General features: G+C 42.5%; 21 protein-coding genes. 11 read left to right on the top strand and 10 right to left on the bottom strand.

Annotated features, from left to right (window positions below; genetic code table 11):
• Positions 1–164: 164 nt before the first annotated feature.
• Both AC59IL_RS19460 and AC59IL_RS19465 read right to left on the bottom strand, forming a co-directional pair.
• Positions 165–1,118, bottom strand: coding sequence for an EamA family transporter (locus AC59IL_RS19460; RefSeq protein ID WP_496553854.1), 954 nt, complete (start codon positions 1,116–1,118; stop codon positions 165–167).
• 11 nt (positions 1,119–1,129) lie between these two features.
• Positions 1,130–1,606, bottom strand: a complete 477-nt coding sequence (locus tag AC59IL_RS19465; RefSeq protein ID WP_496553855.1) for a DoxX family membrane protein — start codon at positions 1,604–1,606, stop codon at positions 1,130–1,132.
• 139 nt (positions 1,607–1,745) lie between these two features.
• Between AC59IL_RS19465 and AC59IL_RS19470 the strand changes: the two genes are divergently transcribed.
• Genes AC59IL_RS19470 through AC59IL_RS19480 form a run of 3 tightly spaced genes read left to right on the top strand, consistent with a single transcriptional unit; the run spans position 1,746 to position 5,722 of the window.
• Entirely contained in the window at positions 1,746–2,504 is a 759-nt protein-coding gene (locus AC59IL_RS19470; RefSeq protein WP_496553856.1) for a nucleotidyltransferase domain-containing protein, read from the top strand.
• Positions 2,504–3,574 (top strand): DNA polymerase beta superfamily protein, encoded by a 1,071-nt coding sequence (locus tag AC59IL_RS19475; protein WP_496553857.1) that lies wholly within the window; start codon positions 2,504–2,506, stop codon positions 3,572–3,574. The genes AC59IL_RS19470 and AC59IL_RS19475 overlap by 1 nt, the downstream gene beginning before the upstream one ends.
• Positions 3,575–3,607: 33 nt before the next feature.
• Positions 3,608–5,722 carry a GDSL-type esterase/lipase family protein gene (locus tag AC59IL_RS19480; RefSeq protein ID WP_496553858.1) on the top strand — a complete coding sequence of 705 codons (2,115 nt, stop codon included), beginning with the start codon at positions 3,608–3,610 and terminating at the stop codon, positions 5,720–5,722.
• A 50-nt stretch (positions 5,723–5,772) separates the two neighbouring features.
• Here the strand turns inward: AC59IL_RS19480 and AC59IL_RS19485 are convergent, their stop codons facing one another.
• From AC59IL_RS19485 to AC59IL_RS19495, 3 genes are all read right to left on the bottom strand, one after another.
• The gene (locus AC59IL_RS19485) at positions 5,773–6,636 is read right to left on the bottom strand and encodes an alpha/beta fold hydrolase (protein WP_496553859.1); all 864 of its coding nucleotides are present in this window, start codon (positions 6,634–6,636) and stop codon (positions 5,773–5,775) included.
• A 31-nt stretch (positions 6,637–6,667) separates the two neighbouring features.
• Complete coding sequence (locus tag AC59IL_RS19490; RefSeq protein ID WP_496553860.1) at positions 6,668–7,750, bottom strand: winged helix DNA-binding domain-containing protein; 1,083 nt, start codon at positions 7,748–7,750, stop codon at positions 6,668–6,670.
• 112 nt (positions 7,751–7,862) lie between these two features.
• The gene (locus tag AC59IL_RS19495) at positions 7,863–8,843 is read right to left on the bottom strand and encodes a GlxA family transcriptional regulator (RefSeq protein WP_496553861.1); all 981 of its coding nucleotides are present in this window, start codon (positions 8,841–8,843) and stop codon (positions 7,863–7,865) included.
• Between the two features lie 346 nt (positions 8,844–9,189).
• On the opposite strand from AC59IL_RS19495, the gene AC59IL_RS19500 reads away from it, so the two are divergent.
• Complete coding sequence (locus AC59IL_RS19500) at positions 9,190–9,399, top strand: hypothetical protein (RefSeq protein WP_496553862.1); 210 nt, start codon at positions 9,190–9,192, stop codon at positions 9,397–9,399.
• Between the two features lie 49 nt (positions 9,400–9,448).
• Positions 9,449–10,024 carry a dihydrofolate reductase family protein gene (locus AC59IL_RS19505; RefSeq protein ID WP_496553863.1) on the top strand — a complete coding sequence of 192 codons (576 nt, stop codon included), beginning with the start codon at positions 9,449–9,451 and terminating at the stop codon, positions 10,022–10,024.
• Positions 10,025–10,056: 32 nt separating this feature from the next.
• On the opposite strand, the gene AC59IL_RS19510 is transcribed toward AC59IL_RS19505, so the two are convergent.
• From AC59IL_RS19510 to AC59IL_RS19530, 5 genes are all read right to left on the bottom strand, one after another.
• Positions 10,057–10,416, bottom strand: a complete 360-nt coding sequence (locus AC59IL_RS19510; RefSeq protein WP_496553864.1) for a SnoaL-like domain-containing protein — start codon at positions 10,414–10,416, stop codon at positions 10,057–10,059.
• Between the two features lie 83 nt (positions 10,417–10,499).
• Positions 10,500–11,348 carry a sigma-70 family RNA polymerase sigma factor gene (locus tag AC59IL_RS19515; protein WP_496553865.1) on the bottom strand — a complete coding sequence of 283 codons (849 nt, stop codon included), beginning with the start codon at positions 11,346–11,348 and terminating at the stop codon, positions 10,500–10,502.
• 77 nt (positions 11,349–11,425) lie between these two features.
• Complete coding sequence (locus tag AC59IL_RS19520; RefSeq protein WP_496553866.1) at positions 11,426–11,644, bottom strand: putative antibiotic biosynthesis monooxygenase; 219 nt, start codon at positions 11,642–11,644, stop codon at positions 11,426–11,428.
• Between the two features lie 16 nt (positions 11,645–11,660).
• Positions 11,661–11,972, bottom strand: a complete 312-nt coding sequence (locus tag AC59IL_RS19525) for a hypothetical protein (RefSeq protein ID WP_496553867.1) — start codon at positions 11,970–11,972, stop codon at positions 11,661–11,663.
• A gap of 49 nt (positions 11,973–12,021) precedes the next feature.
• Entirely contained in the window at positions 12,022–12,483 is a 462-nt protein-coding gene (locus tag AC59IL_RS19530; protein WP_496553868.1) for a carboxymuconolactone decarboxylase family protein, read from the bottom strand.
• A gap of 532 nt (positions 12,484–13,015) precedes the next feature.
• On the opposite strand from AC59IL_RS19530, the gene AC59IL_RS19535 reads away from it, so the two are divergent.
• The 6 genes from AC59IL_RS19535 (at position 13,016) to AC59IL_RS19560 (ending at position 17,415) form a co-directional block, all read left to right on the top strand.
• Entirely contained in the window at positions 13,016–13,366 is a 351-nt protein-coding gene (locus tag AC59IL_RS19535; protein WP_496553869.1) for an NADH-quinone oxidoreductase subunit A, read from the top strand.
• Positions 13,367–13,420: 54 nt separating this feature from the next.
• Positions 13,421–13,984 carry an NADH-quinone oxidoreductase subunit B gene (locus AC59IL_RS19540; protein ID WP_496553870.1) on the top strand — a complete coding sequence of 188 codons (564 nt, stop codon included), beginning with the start codon at positions 13,421–13,423 and terminating at the stop codon, positions 13,982–13,984.
• 2 nt (positions 13,985–13,986) lie between these two features.
• Complete coding sequence (locus AC59IL_RS19545; RefSeq protein ID WP_496553871.1) at positions 13,987–14,457, top strand: NADH-quinone oxidoreductase subunit C; 471 nt, start codon at positions 13,987–13,989, stop codon at positions 14,455–14,457.
• Between the two features lie 87 nt (positions 14,458–14,544).
• Positions 14,545–15,714 (top strand): NADH-quinone oxidoreductase subunit D, encoded by a 1,170-nt coding sequence (locus tag AC59IL_RS19550; RefSeq protein ID WP_496553872.1) that lies wholly within the window; start codon positions 14,545–14,547, stop codon positions 15,712–15,714.
• Positions 15,715–15,822: 108 nt separating this feature from the next.
• Positions 15,823–16,899 carry an NADH-quinone oxidoreductase subunit NuoH gene (gene nuoH, locus AC59IL_RS19555; RefSeq protein ID WP_496553873.1) on the top strand — a complete coding sequence of 359 codons (1,077 nt, stop codon included), beginning with the start codon at positions 15,823–15,825 and terminating at the stop codon, positions 16,897–16,899.
• A gap of 39 nt (positions 16,900–16,938) precedes the next feature.
• Entirely contained in the window at positions 16,939–17,415 is a 477-nt protein-coding gene (locus AC59IL_RS19560; RefSeq protein WP_496553874.1) for a 4Fe-4S binding protein, read from the top strand.

The following is a 17,415-nucleotide window of genomic DNA, read 5'->3' on the forward strand; positions in this document are numbered from 1 at the left end:
TAATTATTGGCGAAGATACTTATTAAGATATATTTATTGGTAATTATTTTAAGCGTGAATAGCACAACCCTGGTCAATGGTTACGGTGAGTAATGCCTTTATTTGAAAAACCACAAACGATTGATTTCAGGGGATGAGTCGCAGTGCAGGAAACTACTCAAAAACTACCCAAATAATGGCGCCGATTTATGTAACTGCCTCCTGTAAATTATGTATTTGGGTATGTTTACAAACAGTACACCGGCTAAAATAATAAACAGCGCAATGATTTGAATAAACTGAATATGCTCACCGGCAAACAGCCATCCGAGTAAGGTTGCTACCAATGGATTCACATAAGCATAGGTGCTCACAACAACAGCTGGCTGTGTTTTAATAAGCGACATATATGCCAGAAAGGTGATTAGTGAACTGGCAATGGAAAGGTACAGCAGGGCAACCATTGAATCTGTTCGTATGGTATCGATTGACAGATTCATTGCGTCACCTTTAAAAAGGCTTAGCAAAAAACAACATACTCCGGCACTAAGGAACTGTATACAGGTATTGACATACACCGAAGCACCGGTTGGTTTGTATTTCAAATACAGGGAACCTGCTACCCACAAAAAGCTGCCTGCTATCATAATAAGGATGCCCAATAATTGCATTTCTTCAGAAACATTGCCGGCCCTGCCTTTTTTAAAGCTGAGTAAAAGTATTACTCCTGATAAACCGGTGATCAGGCCTGAAATGATCCACTTACTGGAGAAATAAAATTTCCATTGCTTTTTATCGAGAATGATAAACCAGAAGGGGGTGGTTATAATTACTGATGCAAGACTTGATGAAAGAAATTGCTGCGCCCACACTACAGCAATTATGCCTCCGCCAAAAAGTACAAGTCCGCTGACAGCATTTGTTGCGATAGCTTTGAGTGCAGGCATTTTTTCTTTTCTCATCATGCAAAATACCATCAATGCAATGCCTGCTATCAATAAACGCAAAGCAGATAGCAAAAAGGGTGGAAAGCTTTTTAACGCAACCTGTACACCTAAAAATCCTGATCCCCAGATAATGTAAATTGCTGCAAAAGCGAGCAGCGTTTTAATTCTGCCTGTTAATATAGTTGGTGGCATAGCTTTTTATATTAAGCTTTTTTTGCAAACCGTTCTGCCTTTTCGATAGTTTTCGATTTCAACCAGGCATCGAGGCTCCATTGAAAATTTTCAACAGTAGATAACAGAAAGCTGGCGGCACTGAGGGTAAAAACCGAATAACTGAGCGGGGAAACAATGCCGAAAGAAATGGCCATTGAAACAGCGAATAAAAATGCAAGTATGCCACTTCCCAAAGCGGCCATTCTGGTAAACAAACCGGCTAACAATAAAATACCCAAAATAATTTCGGCGCCGGTGGCAATCATCGCTAACATATTAGCGAGGTAAAATGGTAAAAAACTCATCACTTTTTGCGCATAGGCCATAAAGTGCGACCAGTCGCCCCAGGCAACATTCTTACTTCCGTTCGGACCCCAAAAACCTATTCTGTCGAGCCCAAAAACCAGATAACCTGCTCCGATAGCGATTCTCAAATACAATTGTGCGACATTGATAAATCTGTTCATGGTTGTATTTTTTATAGGCAAATCAAAAATAGCATGGTGTTGGACTATTCAGATAGTCCAGATTTCAAATAAGCGGTAGTACAGCAAAGAAAAAACTTTTATCTTCATTTTAATTAGCCGGTAACATATATCTTAAATTATGCAGGAGATCATTCAGGAAAAGCTTCGGAATATTGAGCAACAACATGGTGCAAAAATTTTATATGCGTGTGAGTCGGGTAGCAGAGCCTGGGGCTTTGCTTCTGTGGATAGCGACTACGACGTGCGTTTTATTTATGTGCGGCCTGCAGGCGATTACCTGAGCATTCGCGATCATAAAGATGTAATTGAACTACCGGTGAATGAAGTGCTGGATGTAAACGGCTGGGACCTGAAAAAAGCGTTGCGTTTATTCCTGAAATCAAATGCGCCCCTGTACGAATGGTTGCAATCACCCATTATTTACCGACAGCAGGTAGATTTTACTTTGGAATTGCAAAAATTAATGCCTGGTTATTTTTCAAAACGCGCCGGTTGTCATCATTACCTGTCGATGGCTGCCAACACTTTTGAACATGACTTGCAAGGCGATCAGGTTAAATTAAAGAAATATTTTTATGCTCTGCGCCCGGCGTTAGCCTGTTTGTGGATCATTAAAACAAACCAAACACCACCGCCGATGGAATTCGGTCGGCTACGGACTGTTATTGAAGATGTCGGTTGGCATCGCGCGGTTGATGAATTATTGAAACAAAAAGAAATGGCTGATGAAAAGGCAATGATTAGTCCGGTACCTGTTTTGCAGCAATGGATCGGGGAAACTTTAAAATATTGTAAAGAGCAGTCTGATGCTATTCCACCTGTTACACAGGATACGGTTGAGCTGGATGCATTATTCAGAAAATATATAAACCATTAATGACTTTCGCACAATTAATACAGCAACCACAACATCTTTTACTGAAATGTATCAGTGGCAGCAAAGCTTATAATCTTAACATAGCCACTTCCGATACCGATATAAAGGGCATATTTGTTTTACCGAAACAGGAATTATATGGGTTAACATTTGCTGAGCAGCTTGGCAATGAAACCAATGATGAAGTTTTTTTTGAGATCAGACGCTTTGTTGAGCTGCTCACAAAAAACAATCCGAACATACTGGAATTGTTGAGCACGCCTCCTGAATGTGTTTTGTTTCGTCATCCGCTGATGCAATGGATCAAGCCGGAAGACTTTTTGTCGAAATTATGCCTGGATACGTTTGCCGGTTATGCTAAAACACAAATCAAAAAGGCGAGGGGATTGAATAAAAAGATCAATAAACCGCTTGAAAAAGAACGTAAAACGGTGCTTGATTTCTGTTATGTAGTGAAGGGCAATACAAGCATTCCGTTACAAAGCTGGCTTAATGAAAATGCAATAGTACAGTCAGCGTGCGGACTGGCGAATTTGACACACTTCAGAGATGGATATCTGCTGTACATACAATCACAAATTACCACCGGCGAAAAATTGAAAGGAATTATTTCGGGAATACAGGCAAATGATGTTCAGCTTAGTTCAATACCAAAAGGAATAGAACCCGCAGCCGTAATGCATTTTAACAAAGATGGTTATTCGGTATACTGCCGGGAGTATAACGAATACTGGCAGTGGGTGAACAAGCGGAATGAGGCCCGTTATCAAAATACGCTGACCCATGGAAAAAATTACGATGCCAAGAATATGATGCATACTTTCCGTTTGCTAAGCATGGCCGAAGAAATTGCCCTGGAGCATAAAGTAAATGTATACAGAACCGACCGCGACTTTTTACTGCGTGTCAGGGCCGGTGAATTTGAATACGATGATTTAATAAAAATGGCCGAAGAGAAAATGTTGAATATTGAAACGGCATACCGGAAATCTGATTTGCGGGAAGCGCCGGATGTACAAAAAGCCGAAGCTTTATTGGTTCAGCTAAGGGAATCGTTTTATTCAACATAACGACGAACTGATTACTTTGACAGTTTCATGCATATGAAAAAAATACCCAACCACTTTCTGTTCATTATATGCCTGTTGCTTCAGGCCCCTGTTATTGCTCAAAATGCTATTCGTATAGCCTGCATTGGTAACAGTATTACGGCTGGCGCCCGGCTTCCTCACCCCGAAAAAAATGCATACCCGGTGCAGCTGCAGCAGTTGCTGGGCAATGGCTATGAAGTAATGAATTTCGGTGTAAGCGGCCGCACCGTACTACGCAATTGCGACCGTTCATACATGGCTACCCCACTATATAAAGAGGCGCTGAAGAGCAACCCCAACATCGTATTTATAAAACTGGGCACCAACGACAGCCGGTTGCCTTATCGCTTACAGGTAGATAGCTTTAGTGCCGACTATAAAATGTTAATTCACTCTTTTAAAGAATTGCCTTCGCATCCGCGCATCATTCTGTTGTTACCGGTTACCTCGTACCTCACCGATACCATGAAACAAACCGATGACGCCATTACAAAACTGATTATTCCGCGCATCAGGCAGGTGGCTTATGATGAAAAGCTCGAGCTGGTAGATCTGCATTCCATTACAGCCGATATGGCGACTACTTTTCCGGATAGTCTGCATCCTTCGTCGTTAGGCGCTACAACCATTGCCAAAAGATTATATGAGGTAATAATCAGTGAAGAAGAAAAAGGCTTTGACATCTTTACAAAAATAAAAGAGCCTTTCACCGTTTCTTCATTTTATGGATATGAATGCGCCGATTTTACTTTCAACGGACGAAAAGCAAAAATTGTAAAACCGCGCAAAGTGGCTGCAGGCAAACCCTGGATATGGCGCGCACGATTCTGGGGAGTAGAGCCGCAAACTGATATCGCTCTTTTAGACAGAGGCTTTCATGTTGTGTATTGCGATGTGGCCGAATTGTTCGGCAATGCAGAAGCTATAGACGCCTGGAATAAATTTTATGCCTGGCTGCAAAAAGCCGGCCTGGCTAAAAAAGCATGCATGGAAGGCTTTAGCCGGGGCGGGGTATATGTTTACAACTGGGCTGCAGTAAATGCTGAAAAAATAGCCTGCGTGTATGTTGATGCGCCGGTGCTCGATTTGAAAAGCTGGCCTGGTGGTAAAGGACAAAGCAAAGGCAGCCCCGCCGACTGGGAAAAGTTTAAAAAAGATTACGGCTATACAAGCGATGAAGAGGCTATAAAATTCAGAGGAAATCCAATTGATAAAGTAGCGCAGATCGTAAAAGGCAATTTTCCCATGTTGCATGTAGTGGGCGATGCCGATGATGTGGTGCCGGTTAATGAAAATACCGGGCCATTTGAACAACAGGTGCTGGCATTAGGCGGACGCATAAAAGTAATTCATAAACCGGGCGTGAACCACCACCCGCATAGCCTGGCCAATCCTACGCTGATTATTGATTTTATTTTGAAAGCCACCAATAGAAACATAGTTTTTGCTACGGTGTCGGCCCCCGGCTCAGAATACCGCTTTGGCAACGGAACCGACTGGTGGGACAACTTTAGCGACATTCAACATGCGCTCGATAGCATTGGCAAAGTAGATGTTTTGCTTTTGGGTAATTCTATTACACAGGCAATCGGTAAAAGAAGTCTTGAACCCAAAGGCACCGGTGAACATGCATTCGATAGTGTGCTGGCAGGTTATAAATATGCAGTGGCCGGCATTCGGGGCGATAGAACTCAAAACCTGTTGTGGCGCGTTCAGCATACTTATTTTTCAAAAGCCGATCCGAAGGTTATTGTGGTAACAATTGGCGTAAACAATTTCCGCGACGACGATCCCGAAGAAGTAACAGCAGGCATCAAAGCGGTGCTCAATGCATTGACAGCCAAATTACCCAAAGCAAAAGTTATTCTGATTGGCCCTTTGCCAACAGGCAATACTGCAACGGATGATTATCGCAAAAAATACATGGCGGTAAATCAGCAAATAAAGGCCTTTGTTAATAACAAGAATATCTTCTTTTGCGATCCTTCCGGCGCATTAATAGATACGGCTACAGGCAATTTGATGAACGGTTGTTATCGGCCCGATGGCATTCACCTGCAGGAAAAAGGGTATGCCGTGTGGGCGGGTCAGTTATATCCGGTCATAAAATCGGTAATGGGTAAATAAAAGCTGCACCGTGGTGCCTTGCGTTGATAATCTGGTCACCGGTACGCAGCTTATCTTTTGGGAATGATAAATTCTTTAACGGCCTTGATAAATGCTTCGGCTGCGGTAGTAACACAGGCGCCATGTCCGCCTTCCAACGTAAGTGGAGTCGAAACCGGTAGCTCTGTCTGCAATAATTCGTCAATTCGTTTGTGATAAGCAGCCGTTTTACTGCCGGTGCAGATCAATACTGGCACATGAAAAGAATTGAGTCGTTTAATGGAGTCGGTATGTTCAGGAATAACCGATAAACCTCTTAATAATTGCATATTTTTTACCCGGCTATTCCATTGCGGATCCTGTTTGGGCGAAACCCCATTGGCACAATTGCCCACCGCACACACGAATTTTTCAAGTTGGTGTTCGGTGATTACACTGTTGGGATCAAAATCTTTTGTTATAGCAATTATTTCATCCATACCGGCCGGATGTTCTCCTTTTTCCTGCGCTATCCAGAATGCAGGTGGTTCAACCAGCACTAATGACCGTATTCTTCTGGGATGATTGAGCGCGAAATCCAATGCAATGACTGCTCCATATGAGTGCCCCACCATAATAACCGGTCCATCAATTTTTAATGAATCCAGCATATGGTTTATTCTTTCACTTTCCATATTTACAGAATAACCTGCAGGAATTGGCTGGTGGGTTAAGGTGTTATAAACATTCAGCCGTTCAATTCGTATCACTTTATATTGTACGGATAGCTGGTTGGCATGCCAGTCAAAAACGGTTAAGGGATAACTGCCGCCCTGCAACATCACCAGAGGAACGCCTGAACCCTGAACAACAACCTGTGCAGGTGATTGAGCATTTGCTGAATAATAAATGCAACCTAATGCGAAAAACAGGATGATGCATTTTATCCGTATCATAAAAATGATGATTGATTCACTGAAAGTACAATTACGCTACGATGCCCTGCATTATTTCTGTTGTGCGCCCCATAAAATGGCCATATGCTGCTGCTGCCTGTTCAATGGCCTTTTTTGATTTGGGGGGCGTTTCAAAATACTGTGCTTCTATGATGATCGTATCTTTTTTTATTGTCCGTTTCCAAACGCCTGCTGCTTTTCCATTTATAAGAATAACAGGTCTGAATAATCCATTGTTCGATATGGCCTTTTTTTGATTTGTTGCAGGAATGATGGTCGACCGGTCAGTATAGCCGATAATATATTCATCATAAGCCGGTATAAAGTAAACGGATTGTTTTTTGGGAGGAACAACAAATGAATCGGGCAGCCAATACGTATGTGACTGCATTTTTTCAGCAACAAATTTATCTTTTATAGCTTCCATGCCTTCTCTGGCCTCGGTAATATTTAAACCCGACCACCAGATGAAGTCCTGCAGGGTTGCCGGTGCATGGCTGTTAAAATATCGGTGAACCAGTTGGGCAATGGCTTCCTTTCGATCGTATGTTTTCTTTTTGGGCGCCCATTCGTTTAATAACGCGTAGGTGGGTTGCTGATCTTTAAGACTGCCGCTGCAAATGAGGCCTTCCAGTTCGGCCCACAGGAAAAGGTGCGATGCCCGGTTGTTATCAACTGCAATTTTTTCGTTTTTGAGAACGGTCACCAGTTCATCTCGTGTTAGATGGCCGTTTTTTGTTAATGCCTTTTCAAGTAACGTATTGCTTTTTTTGCGAACGGCGTCGGTAAGTTCCAGTTCCTTGTGCCGGGTTTTTAGTGAGGCTTTCAGTTTGGGAGCCGATAGGTCGAGCATCCAGTGTATATCATCCGGCGAAACAAAATGCCAGGTGGGTCGCAGTAAGTGCGTTCTTAATATTTCGCCTTTATGAATAGCCGCTTCTATTGTTTTTTCGATTGATCCCGGCAACCGGATGCCGATGGCCCATTTAGCCATGTTATAATCCTGCGACTGCATCACACCCATCCACGAAACAATGTCCTTAGCTTTTTTGAAAGTTGTTGCTGCAAGCTGATGACTGGCCAGGCGAATATTACCTATGTCGGTTGTATTCATGCTACTATTTCATGGATATGAACGATACGAAAGTAGTTATAAACCGTTACCGGATCCGGGTTACCGGCAACCGGCAACTGGTAACTGGTAACTGGTAACAGGTATCCTGTTTTTATACTTCAAGCGCTTCTTTATTGTATTTATTTCTGTATTCGATGGGAGATAATCCGGTTATCTTTTTAAATACCGACCTGAATGCTTTGATGTCGGAATAGCCTACATCGTACATGACTTCATTTACATTTTTCCGGCTGTTTTCGAATTGCTTTTTGGCGGCTTCAATTTTCACCCGCTGAATATATTCGATGGGCGTATTGTTGGTGGCTTTTTTAAAACGCCTGATAAAATGCCGTTTACCGATAGCATATTTTATGGCCAGCTCTTCGACCGATATTCGTTCTGTAATATTCTTTTCAATAAACTCCTGCGCCTGTTTAATGGGCTCGTCTTCATGCTTTTTTTGACCATTAAACATGATGAAAGGCGATTGGGTTTTTCGGTCAATTTCCAGGGCATATACTTTGGCGGCCATGATGGCCATTTCACGGCCGGCATATTTTTCAACCAAATGCAAAAGCAGGTTCCAGTACGAAGTGGCTCCGCCGCTCGAGTAAAGACCCTGTTGTTCGGTAACGATGCGGCCATCTACCAGCGTTACATCGGGGAACATGGCCCTGAATTCTTCCGCAAACCGCCAGTGGGTTGAGCATTCTTTGCCTTTTAACAAACCGGTTGAGGCCAGCAAAAAAGCACCGATGCACAAACTGGCTGCTTCAGCTCCCTGGTGATATTGATCAACGATCCATGGAAAAAATTTTTCATTCTTTTTGATGGCGGTTTTTAAATCGCCGCCGGTAGCGGGTATAATAATCAGGTCGGTTTTTTGTACTTCGTTTATTAGCCGGTCGGCATGAACCGTAAATATTCCATTGTGCAATTGTACTTCTTTCACAAGCCCAACAAGTTGCACATTGAATGCAGGCGGTTTGCCGGCAGCCTCTAAAAATTCGTTTACTCCCGTGAATATAACACGCGGGTCAACAATACTTGCCATGACTGCATCATGAGGAATAAGAATACTTACGTGTTTCATAATTATATAGCATTAAATCGTAGAAGAGTTGATTTAGGCAAATCAGGCATCCCCGGCTTTTTTGCCTCATTGCAAGGTAAGAAACAAAAAAGTCGCGAACAACCCTTCAGGAAGTCATTTTCACACTCTGTCAAACCTAATTACCGTCGGTACATTTGTATCAGCAAATCGATCACAGATCATTAAAAATTACAAAGATGAGAAAGCTAAAATTGCAGGTTCAGGTTTCGGTAGATGAGGTTTGTATGCGGCCCCAATGGCGAAATGAACTGGATGGTTTGGAACTGGGGATGATGCATTAGGTAATTATGTAAAAGAAATTACCGAACCGGTTGATACCATTGTTATGGGCCGCAACCTGGCGCAGGGTTTCATTCCTCATTGGGAAGGCGTGGCAGCAGACCCGAAAAATCCGATGGCGGATGCCGGCAAAAAAATGCATGAAACACCGAAGGTTGTTTTTTCCCGCGCGTTGAACGCAACTGTCCCGTTAGTTGCTTCCTGTATACGCCTGCCGGAAAATAAAATTAACTATTCAAAAGCTGCCAAAAATTAAAATATAATGGAAGATTTTTTAAGCAGATGAAGAAATAAACCTGTGCTGTATGCGAAAAATAATTGTATCGATGAACGTAACCCTTGATGGTTATATGGCCGGCCCCGAATGTGAGTTAGACTGGCATTTTAAAAGCTGGAACGAAGAAATGGCGCGGGCAACAGCTGAACAATTAAGCAGCGCTGATACTATTTTACTGGGAGGCATTACCTACAGGGGCATGGCACGTTACTGGACTTCGACCCCTGTTAGCCTGTTGGCTCCGAGAGAAGACCTTGACTTTGCCGACATGCTAAACAGATATCCGAAAGTGGTTTTTTCGAAAAGTATGTCAACGGTTAACTGGAACAATGCCCGCCTGGCCAAAAAAGATATTGCTGATGAAATAGATGAACTAAAACACAAAGATGGGAAAGACATGATCATTTATGGCAGCGGTAAAATTGTTGCCATCTTAACAAAACTGGGTTTGGTAGATGAATTTCGGATGTGGGTTCACCCGGTAGTGATAGGCAGTGGTAAGCCTTTGTTCAGAGATTTACAAAAAACGCTTCAACTGGAGTTGGTTAAAACCGAAACCTTTAGTTCGGGCGTGGTGATATTGTTTTACGCAGTTAAAAAATAAAAGTTACCCCGCCATGGCGGGGTAACGATTGTTTATACATAAAACTGTTCCGCTACAATTTTTCCATCTTTTACCTGATAAGTGCAAAGCTCAGTCATGTCCATGTGTTCTTTGTTCTTCATAGTAACATCCATGTGCATGGTGCAGGCAAAAGAATTACTGGCTACCAATGGCTCAGATACATCAAGCTCATTAACCTTGTCTACCATAGATCCCCATTTATGACCTTTTTCGAGGATGGCAGATAAACCCTTTGTTTCTTTTTCGAAAGCCGGGGAAGCATTTGGTTCAATACTAACTGCATCATTGGCAAATAATTCCTTCTGTGCAGTTTCCCACTGCCCCTTCCGGCATAATTCAACCAGGCGGTTGGCAATTTGAGTCGTATTCATAGCTTATTTTTCTATGAAGCTACTTAAAAAACAAAGACATATTATATTAAAATTTCATGAAGTGTGCGCTTTTTGACAATTGCCTATTGCCTGTTTCCCATTGTTTTCAACTTCTCAGGGTCCAATACATTGCTGATTTGAAAAATTCTATTGGTGCCTGGTTCAATACCGAATACCTGGCAAATTTTAAGTTCGGTACCATCATAAAATAATAGAGCAGGCTGATGATTTATTTCCGTTGCCGTAACCGATAGATTGGTATCGAATTTATGATAAAGGAATATCAACAGATCGGCCACTTCCTGTGCGCCGGTGCACCTTTGTGCAAACACTTTAAGCGACGAACCGCCATCAGCATAAAAGGCAATATCTTCCGACAATACGTTTTCGAGTGTTTTTGTATCCCTGCTCCTGATGGCATGCATAAACTTTTCAAGAATGGCCGGTGTTATGGCTTCTTTTTTGGTTGATTTTACCGGCTGGTGCAGCTGATCGAGCTTTCCTTTGGCACGGCTGAGCAGTTTTCTTGAATGTTCGGTAGTAATTGCAAGTGTATCGGCAATGTCTTCATGCGTATAGGCAAATGCTTCTTTCAAAATAAAAACAGCACGTTCTTTGGCATTTAACTGTTCAAGCAGAATCAACAGCGAATACGAAACAATTTCACTGAGGTTGATATTGGTGTCGGCCTGTTCTGTGTCAACAGGTTCCGGTAACCACATATCGCCCAATTGCAATTTCTTTCTTTTGTTTTTGATGTTGATAGATTGATTGATGACGCTACGGATGAGGTAATTCTTAGGATCTTCAATACCTTCTTTTCCCGCAGTCAAAAAATTATACAAAACATCCTGTACAGCATCTTTCGCATCTTCCGTTGTTCCCAATATATTATATGCATAAGGGAATAATATGTGTTGATAATCTTTCATGGCTGCGAATTTCCTTTTTCCGTAGTGAATAAAATTACAGGTGCAAAAAAATATTTCTCACGTTATTGTGCCACCGGTTAATTGCTAAGCCATTTGTGCAATAATTTATGCAAAGCGGGTACAAGGGCATACACCATTAAGGGCACCACAACGATGGTTGTGGCTAATGTTTGCAACGGGAGTGATTTAATTTTTTTAAGATGATCTCCAAAAAAGATCATGATCAGGGTAATGGTTGGATAAATGGCTATCCAGATCAGAATAGCCATTTTCCATTTTTTAGGTTGTTGGGCCATGGTTGGTTACAAAGATTTAATTGAAAATTTCATAGGAGGCTGCTACAAAATCCATTGCCTCGATGGCTGGTTCTTTTTCAAGGCCGCTGGCATCTCTTTTCTGCTGAAATAATTTGAACGAAGGCAGTTCAAGCAGCGTTTTTTGAGCCTGTTCATTATCATATATGGCAAAGTGATTAAAAGTTTTGCCGTCGTGGCCGAGATAAACATGATACCGAATGCCTGAATCACTGATGCCGGCTACTTCATTAATAAATGTGCTGATGTTTTCCTGATTCTGTTGTACAAAAGAGTCTTGTACTGTGTATGTTACTTTAACTATTTTCATTGTTTTTATTTTGATATTTGTTTGTAATGGAAATTTAAGTCTGCCGGTTTTAATTAAACTGACCCACTTTATAGTTGCCGGGTGTGGTTCTGAATGTTTTGTTTAGCCGGTTCCAGCTATTGATTTGCGCTATAGCCATGGCGAGGTCGGCGATTTCGGCTTTTGAAAAAAATTGTGTCAATGCATTATATAGCTCATCCGAAACATCCTGCTGGTGGGCAAACGTTAATGCTTCTGCGAAAGCCAGTATGGCTCTTTCTTTTTCGCTATAATATGGGCATTCTTTCCATGCGGCTAATGAATGCAGCCGCTGTTCGGTTTCACCCATGGCCACCGCTTCTTTATGATGCATATCCAAACAGTAGGCGCATCCGTTGATTTGTGATACCCGGTATTTCATCAGTTCAAGCAGTTTGTGATCAATGCCTGATTTTTTCAGATACATGTCGGTTTTTAACATGCCGTCCCAAAGACCCTTTGTTGTTTCCTGATAACCAATTCTTTGTGTCATAATTGTTTTCGATTTTTATTTGATTAAATGTGGTTTCCGGTATAAAAAACAAGAGAGGGAAAGAAAACGTGACAGGAATTTTTATTTTTTTTAAAAAAGCGCTTCCTGACTTAAAACACCCGCCTTTCTGATATTAATCATTTATCCCGCAACCGTTTTGTTATTCCTTTGACATCAGATTTTATGATGCACACCGGTAAATGATGAACCGGATTCTGCTGATGCCATTTGCTATTTTTTAATCATTATTACCTTTTATCAATTGTTGCCGAAGGGGGGTGAGCGGATACATTTCCGGCCGGTGAGCTGTGTACTTTCCGCACATTCTGAAGTGGAAGCACAGGTGAATGGCAGGGTTTATGCGGCGCCCATGCAGACCTGCTTTCATTATTGAATCGAAAAAAGGTTAAAGCGGATTGATTTAGAAACCGTTAGGTCGGTTCATAAATCGGGCACAATTTGATGCAGTTGACAATAAAATCGCTAAATTTAGAATCACGCAGCTGATTCTTAAACATTACAAATTCGCCATATGGGATCTGTCTCTCTCATAGTTTTAACCATCGCTGCCATTGCTTTTTCGGCCGGTGGAATACTCGTATCAAAAGTTTTGGTAAGACGATCAACAAATGCACAAAAGGGGCAACCTTATGAGTGCGGTATTCCTTCTGAAGGATCGCCGTGGAACCAGTTTAACGTTGGTTACTACCTGTTTGCATTGCTGTTCCTGATTTTTGATGTGGAGCTGATATTCGTATATCCATGGGCTGTAGTTGTAAAAAAGATCGGATTAATGGCGCTTGTTGAAATCGTTATTTTCTTTTTTATACTATTTACGGGGTTCTTATATGCTCATAAAAAGGGAGCATTGAAATGGATGTAAAACCTCCCCCTAACCCCCTCCGGTGGAGGGGGAACGAAAACAGAAAGTATCATTATGGAAAACAATATAAATAAAGAAGTAGAAGCCGGCTCCTCAACCGGCAATGGGAAGTTCCCCGGACAGATACACGAGTTGCCCGGGGGCGGAATGATTGTAAGCTCCTTAAATGATATTGTTAACTGGGCGCGCAGTAACTCGCTGTGGCCCCTCACATTTGCTACCAGTTGCTGCGGTATTGAAATGATGTCGGTAGCTTCTTCAAAATATGATTTTTCGCGTTTTGGTTTTGAAGTAGCACGCGCTTCACCCCGGCAGGCAGATGTAATTATCATTGCCGGCACCATTGTAAATAAAATGGCGCCCGTTCTGAAACGCCTGTACGATCAGATGCCCGATCCCAAATATGTGATAGCGATGGGCGCCTGTGCCATCAGCGGCGGTCCCTTCTTTTATAATACGTATTCGGTAGTCAAGGGCGCCGACCACGTGATCCCTGTAGATGTATACATTCCGGGCTGTCCGCCAAGGCCCGAGGCATTGCTGCATGCATTGATCAGTTTACAGCAAAAAATAAAAAGCGGTTTAACCCGTGAACAAATACGTGCCGATAAACAATAGCTATGACCAACGAAACAATAAAACAATCTATAACGGCTATTCAACCCAACGCTGTTTATGACGAAACCGGCGAATGGCTGAATATTCAAATAGAAGCAAATGCCTGGAAGCCTTTTGCACAATGGTTGAAGAATGGCGAATTGAAAATGGATTATTTGTTTTGTCTTACCTGTATCGACTGGTCGGCTACTGCAGCAGGTAAAACACTTTTGACCATGGTGTATCATTTTACGTCAACAGTTTTTCGTCATACGGTTGTGGTAAAAGTGAAACTCGATCGTACGAACCCCGAAATAGAAACCGTATCGGATATATGGCGAACTGCAGAGTTTCACGAAAGAGAAGTGTTTGAATTGTTTGGTGTGAAATTTTTGCATCACCCCGATCTGCGGCGGCTGATATTAACAGATGACTTTGAAGGCTTTCCGTTGCGTAAAGATTTTGAAGATCCGGTGAATATGATAAAGCTCTGAGGTATTGAATAGCGAACAAGACCCTGAAGATGCGACGCAACAAAAGTTGAATAGAAATACAAAAGCTGGTAACAAAAAAATACAACCTTGTACAGAGAAACACACATAATAAAAGATGGCGCTCCGGCACAGTTGATCGATGGAGATCTGACCGAAGCGGTGGCCGATGCCGGTGAACTGGTGATCAACGTAGGGCCGCAACACCCGGCCACGCATGGCGTATTGCACCTGGTGATCACGCTGCAGGGCGAAACCATCAAAAAAATTGAGCCGCATCTGGGTTACATCCATCGCAGCATTGAAAAAATGTGCGAGAGCCTTTCGTACCGCCAGTTTATTTATGTTACCAGCCGCATGGATTATTTGTCGGCCCATATGAACAACCATGCCTGCGCAATGTGCATTGAAAAGGGGCTGCAGATAGAAGTTCCGGAACGCGCCAAAGTAATTCGCGTTTTAATGGATGAGCTCACCCGTATTGCTTCGCACGAATTATGGTGGGGAGCCATGGCGATGGACCTCGGTGCTTTTACACCGTTTTTTTATGCCTTCAGAGAACGGGAAGTCATAAATGATATAATGGAAGAAACCTGCGGCGCGCGTTTAACCATGAACTATATGGTGCCCGGTGGGGTAATGACCGATCTGCATCCCAACTTTCAGAAACGCGTAAAAGATTTTATACAGCTTTTCAAAAATAAGATTGATGAATACGACGACCTGGTAACGGGTAACATCATTTTTCAAAACCGTACAAAGGGTATTGGTATATTATCGAAAGAAGATGCCATTTCATACGGTTGCACAGGACCGGTGGCAAGAGGCAGCGGTGTACAAAGCGACATAAGAAAGCTATATCCGTATGAAGTGTACGATAAAGTGGCTTTTGATGAAATACTTGAAACAGGTTGCGACAGTTTTGCCCGTTACCTCGTGCGTATAAAAGAAATGCGTGAATCGGTTAAGATCGTTGAGCAGTTGATAGATAATATTCCCGATGGAGATTTTCAGGCAAAAACAAAAGCAGTGCTGAAATTACCCAAAGGCGAATTTTATTCGAGAGTTGAAACAGCCCGTGGCGAACTGGGCGTATACATAGTTAGTGAAGGAGGAACAACACCCTATCGCATCAAATTCAGATCACCCGGTTTTTCGAATTTATCGGCCCTTGACCATATGTGCCGGGGCAGTAAGATCGGCGACCTGATGGCGACCATGGGAACGCTTGATTTGGTAATCCCCGACATTGACCGGTGATTTTGAGATTTTTGGATTTCGGGATTTTGAGATTTAATTAAATCACAAAATCACAAAATCCCGAAATCAGAAATAAATAGGGGTATGAACGAATAAAAATTATAAAGGATGTTTAGTTTAGAAAGCATTACAGATTCGATTCAGAAATGGTTGTACGGTACGTTCAATCCAACAATGGCGTTGATACTCGAAGGTGCTATCGTAATGCTTCTGGCTATTGGTTTGTTTGCCGTTTTGGGTTTAACGCTGGTGCTGATGGAACGAAAAGTGGCCGCCCGCATGCAAATACGACTGGGGCCTAACCGTGTTGGACCGAAAGGTATGTTTCAAACGGCTGCCGATACGTTGAAGCTGATCATGAAGGAAGGACTAACGCCCGATGGAGCCGATAAATTTCTGTTTAACCTGGCGCCTTTTGTTGTAATGATCGTAGCCATGCTGATTCTCGCCCCGATTGGATTTGCCAAAGGTTTTCAGATATGGGACATCAATATTGGTGTGCTGTATGTTTCGGCGGTGTCGTCTGTTTCGGTGATCGGGATTTTAATGGCGGGCTGGGCCAGTAATAATAAATATTCTCTGCTGGGAGCCATGCGAAGCGGCGCGCAAATAGTGAGCTATGAATTATCGGCGGGTTTATCAATTCTATCAATTGTTGTTTTGTCGGGCAGTTTGCAGATTTCTGAAATCGTTGCTTCACAACAAACAGGCTGGTGGCTGTTTCGTGGTCATATTCCGGCAGTTATTGCTTTTGTAATATTCATTATTGCAGTAACGGCCGAAACTAACCGGGCGCCCTTCGATCTGGCTGAAGCGGAGTCGGAATTAACCGCAGGTTTTCATACAGAATATTCAGGAATGAAGTTCGCGCTGTTTTTCCTGGCCGAATACATCAACATTTTTATTGTATGCGCTATAGGCGCCACCTTATTCCTGGGTGGATGGATGCCATTACATATAGGCCACTGGCAGGGGTTTAATCATATTATGGATTACATCCCCTCATCGGTTTGGTTCTTTGGAAAAACATTTTTCCTGATCTTTTTGATCATGTGGTTCCGCTGGACGTTCCCGAGGTTGCGGGTTGACCAGTTATTAAATCTTGAATGGAAATATCTGTTGCCGATAAGTATGGTGAATCTGTTGGTGATAACATTGATAGCCATTATGGGCTGGCATTTTTAGCCCCGGCCCCTGAAGGGGGACGGAAAAAACAATAACAATATGTTTTTAAAAGAATATATATCCGACGTATATCATGCAGTATCATCACTGCTGAAGGGTATGAAAACAACCGGTTATTATTTTATAAGGCCGAAAGAAATCATTACCCAGCAGTATCCTGAAAACAAGGATGAGTTAAACTTACCCGATCGTTTCAGGGGCGAAGTAATTATGCCGCACGACGAAAATAACGAACACGCCTGTACGGGTTGTACAGCCTGTGAACTGGCTTGTCCGAACGCAACTATAAAAATCATTACCAAATTCGACACTACGCCCGAAGGAAAGAAGAAAAAAGCGCTTGACACTTTTGTATACCATCTTGAATTGTGTACGATGTGCGGTTTATGTGTAGAGGCTTGTCCCACCAGCGCTATAAAAATGGGGCAGAAGTTTGAACACAGTGTGTTCGACAGAAACCAGCTATTGAAAAAGCTGAATACGCCGGGATCGAAAATCAGAGCAGGGGTTGAATAA

This window comes from Niastella sp. sgz303648 (assembly GCF_059587045.1).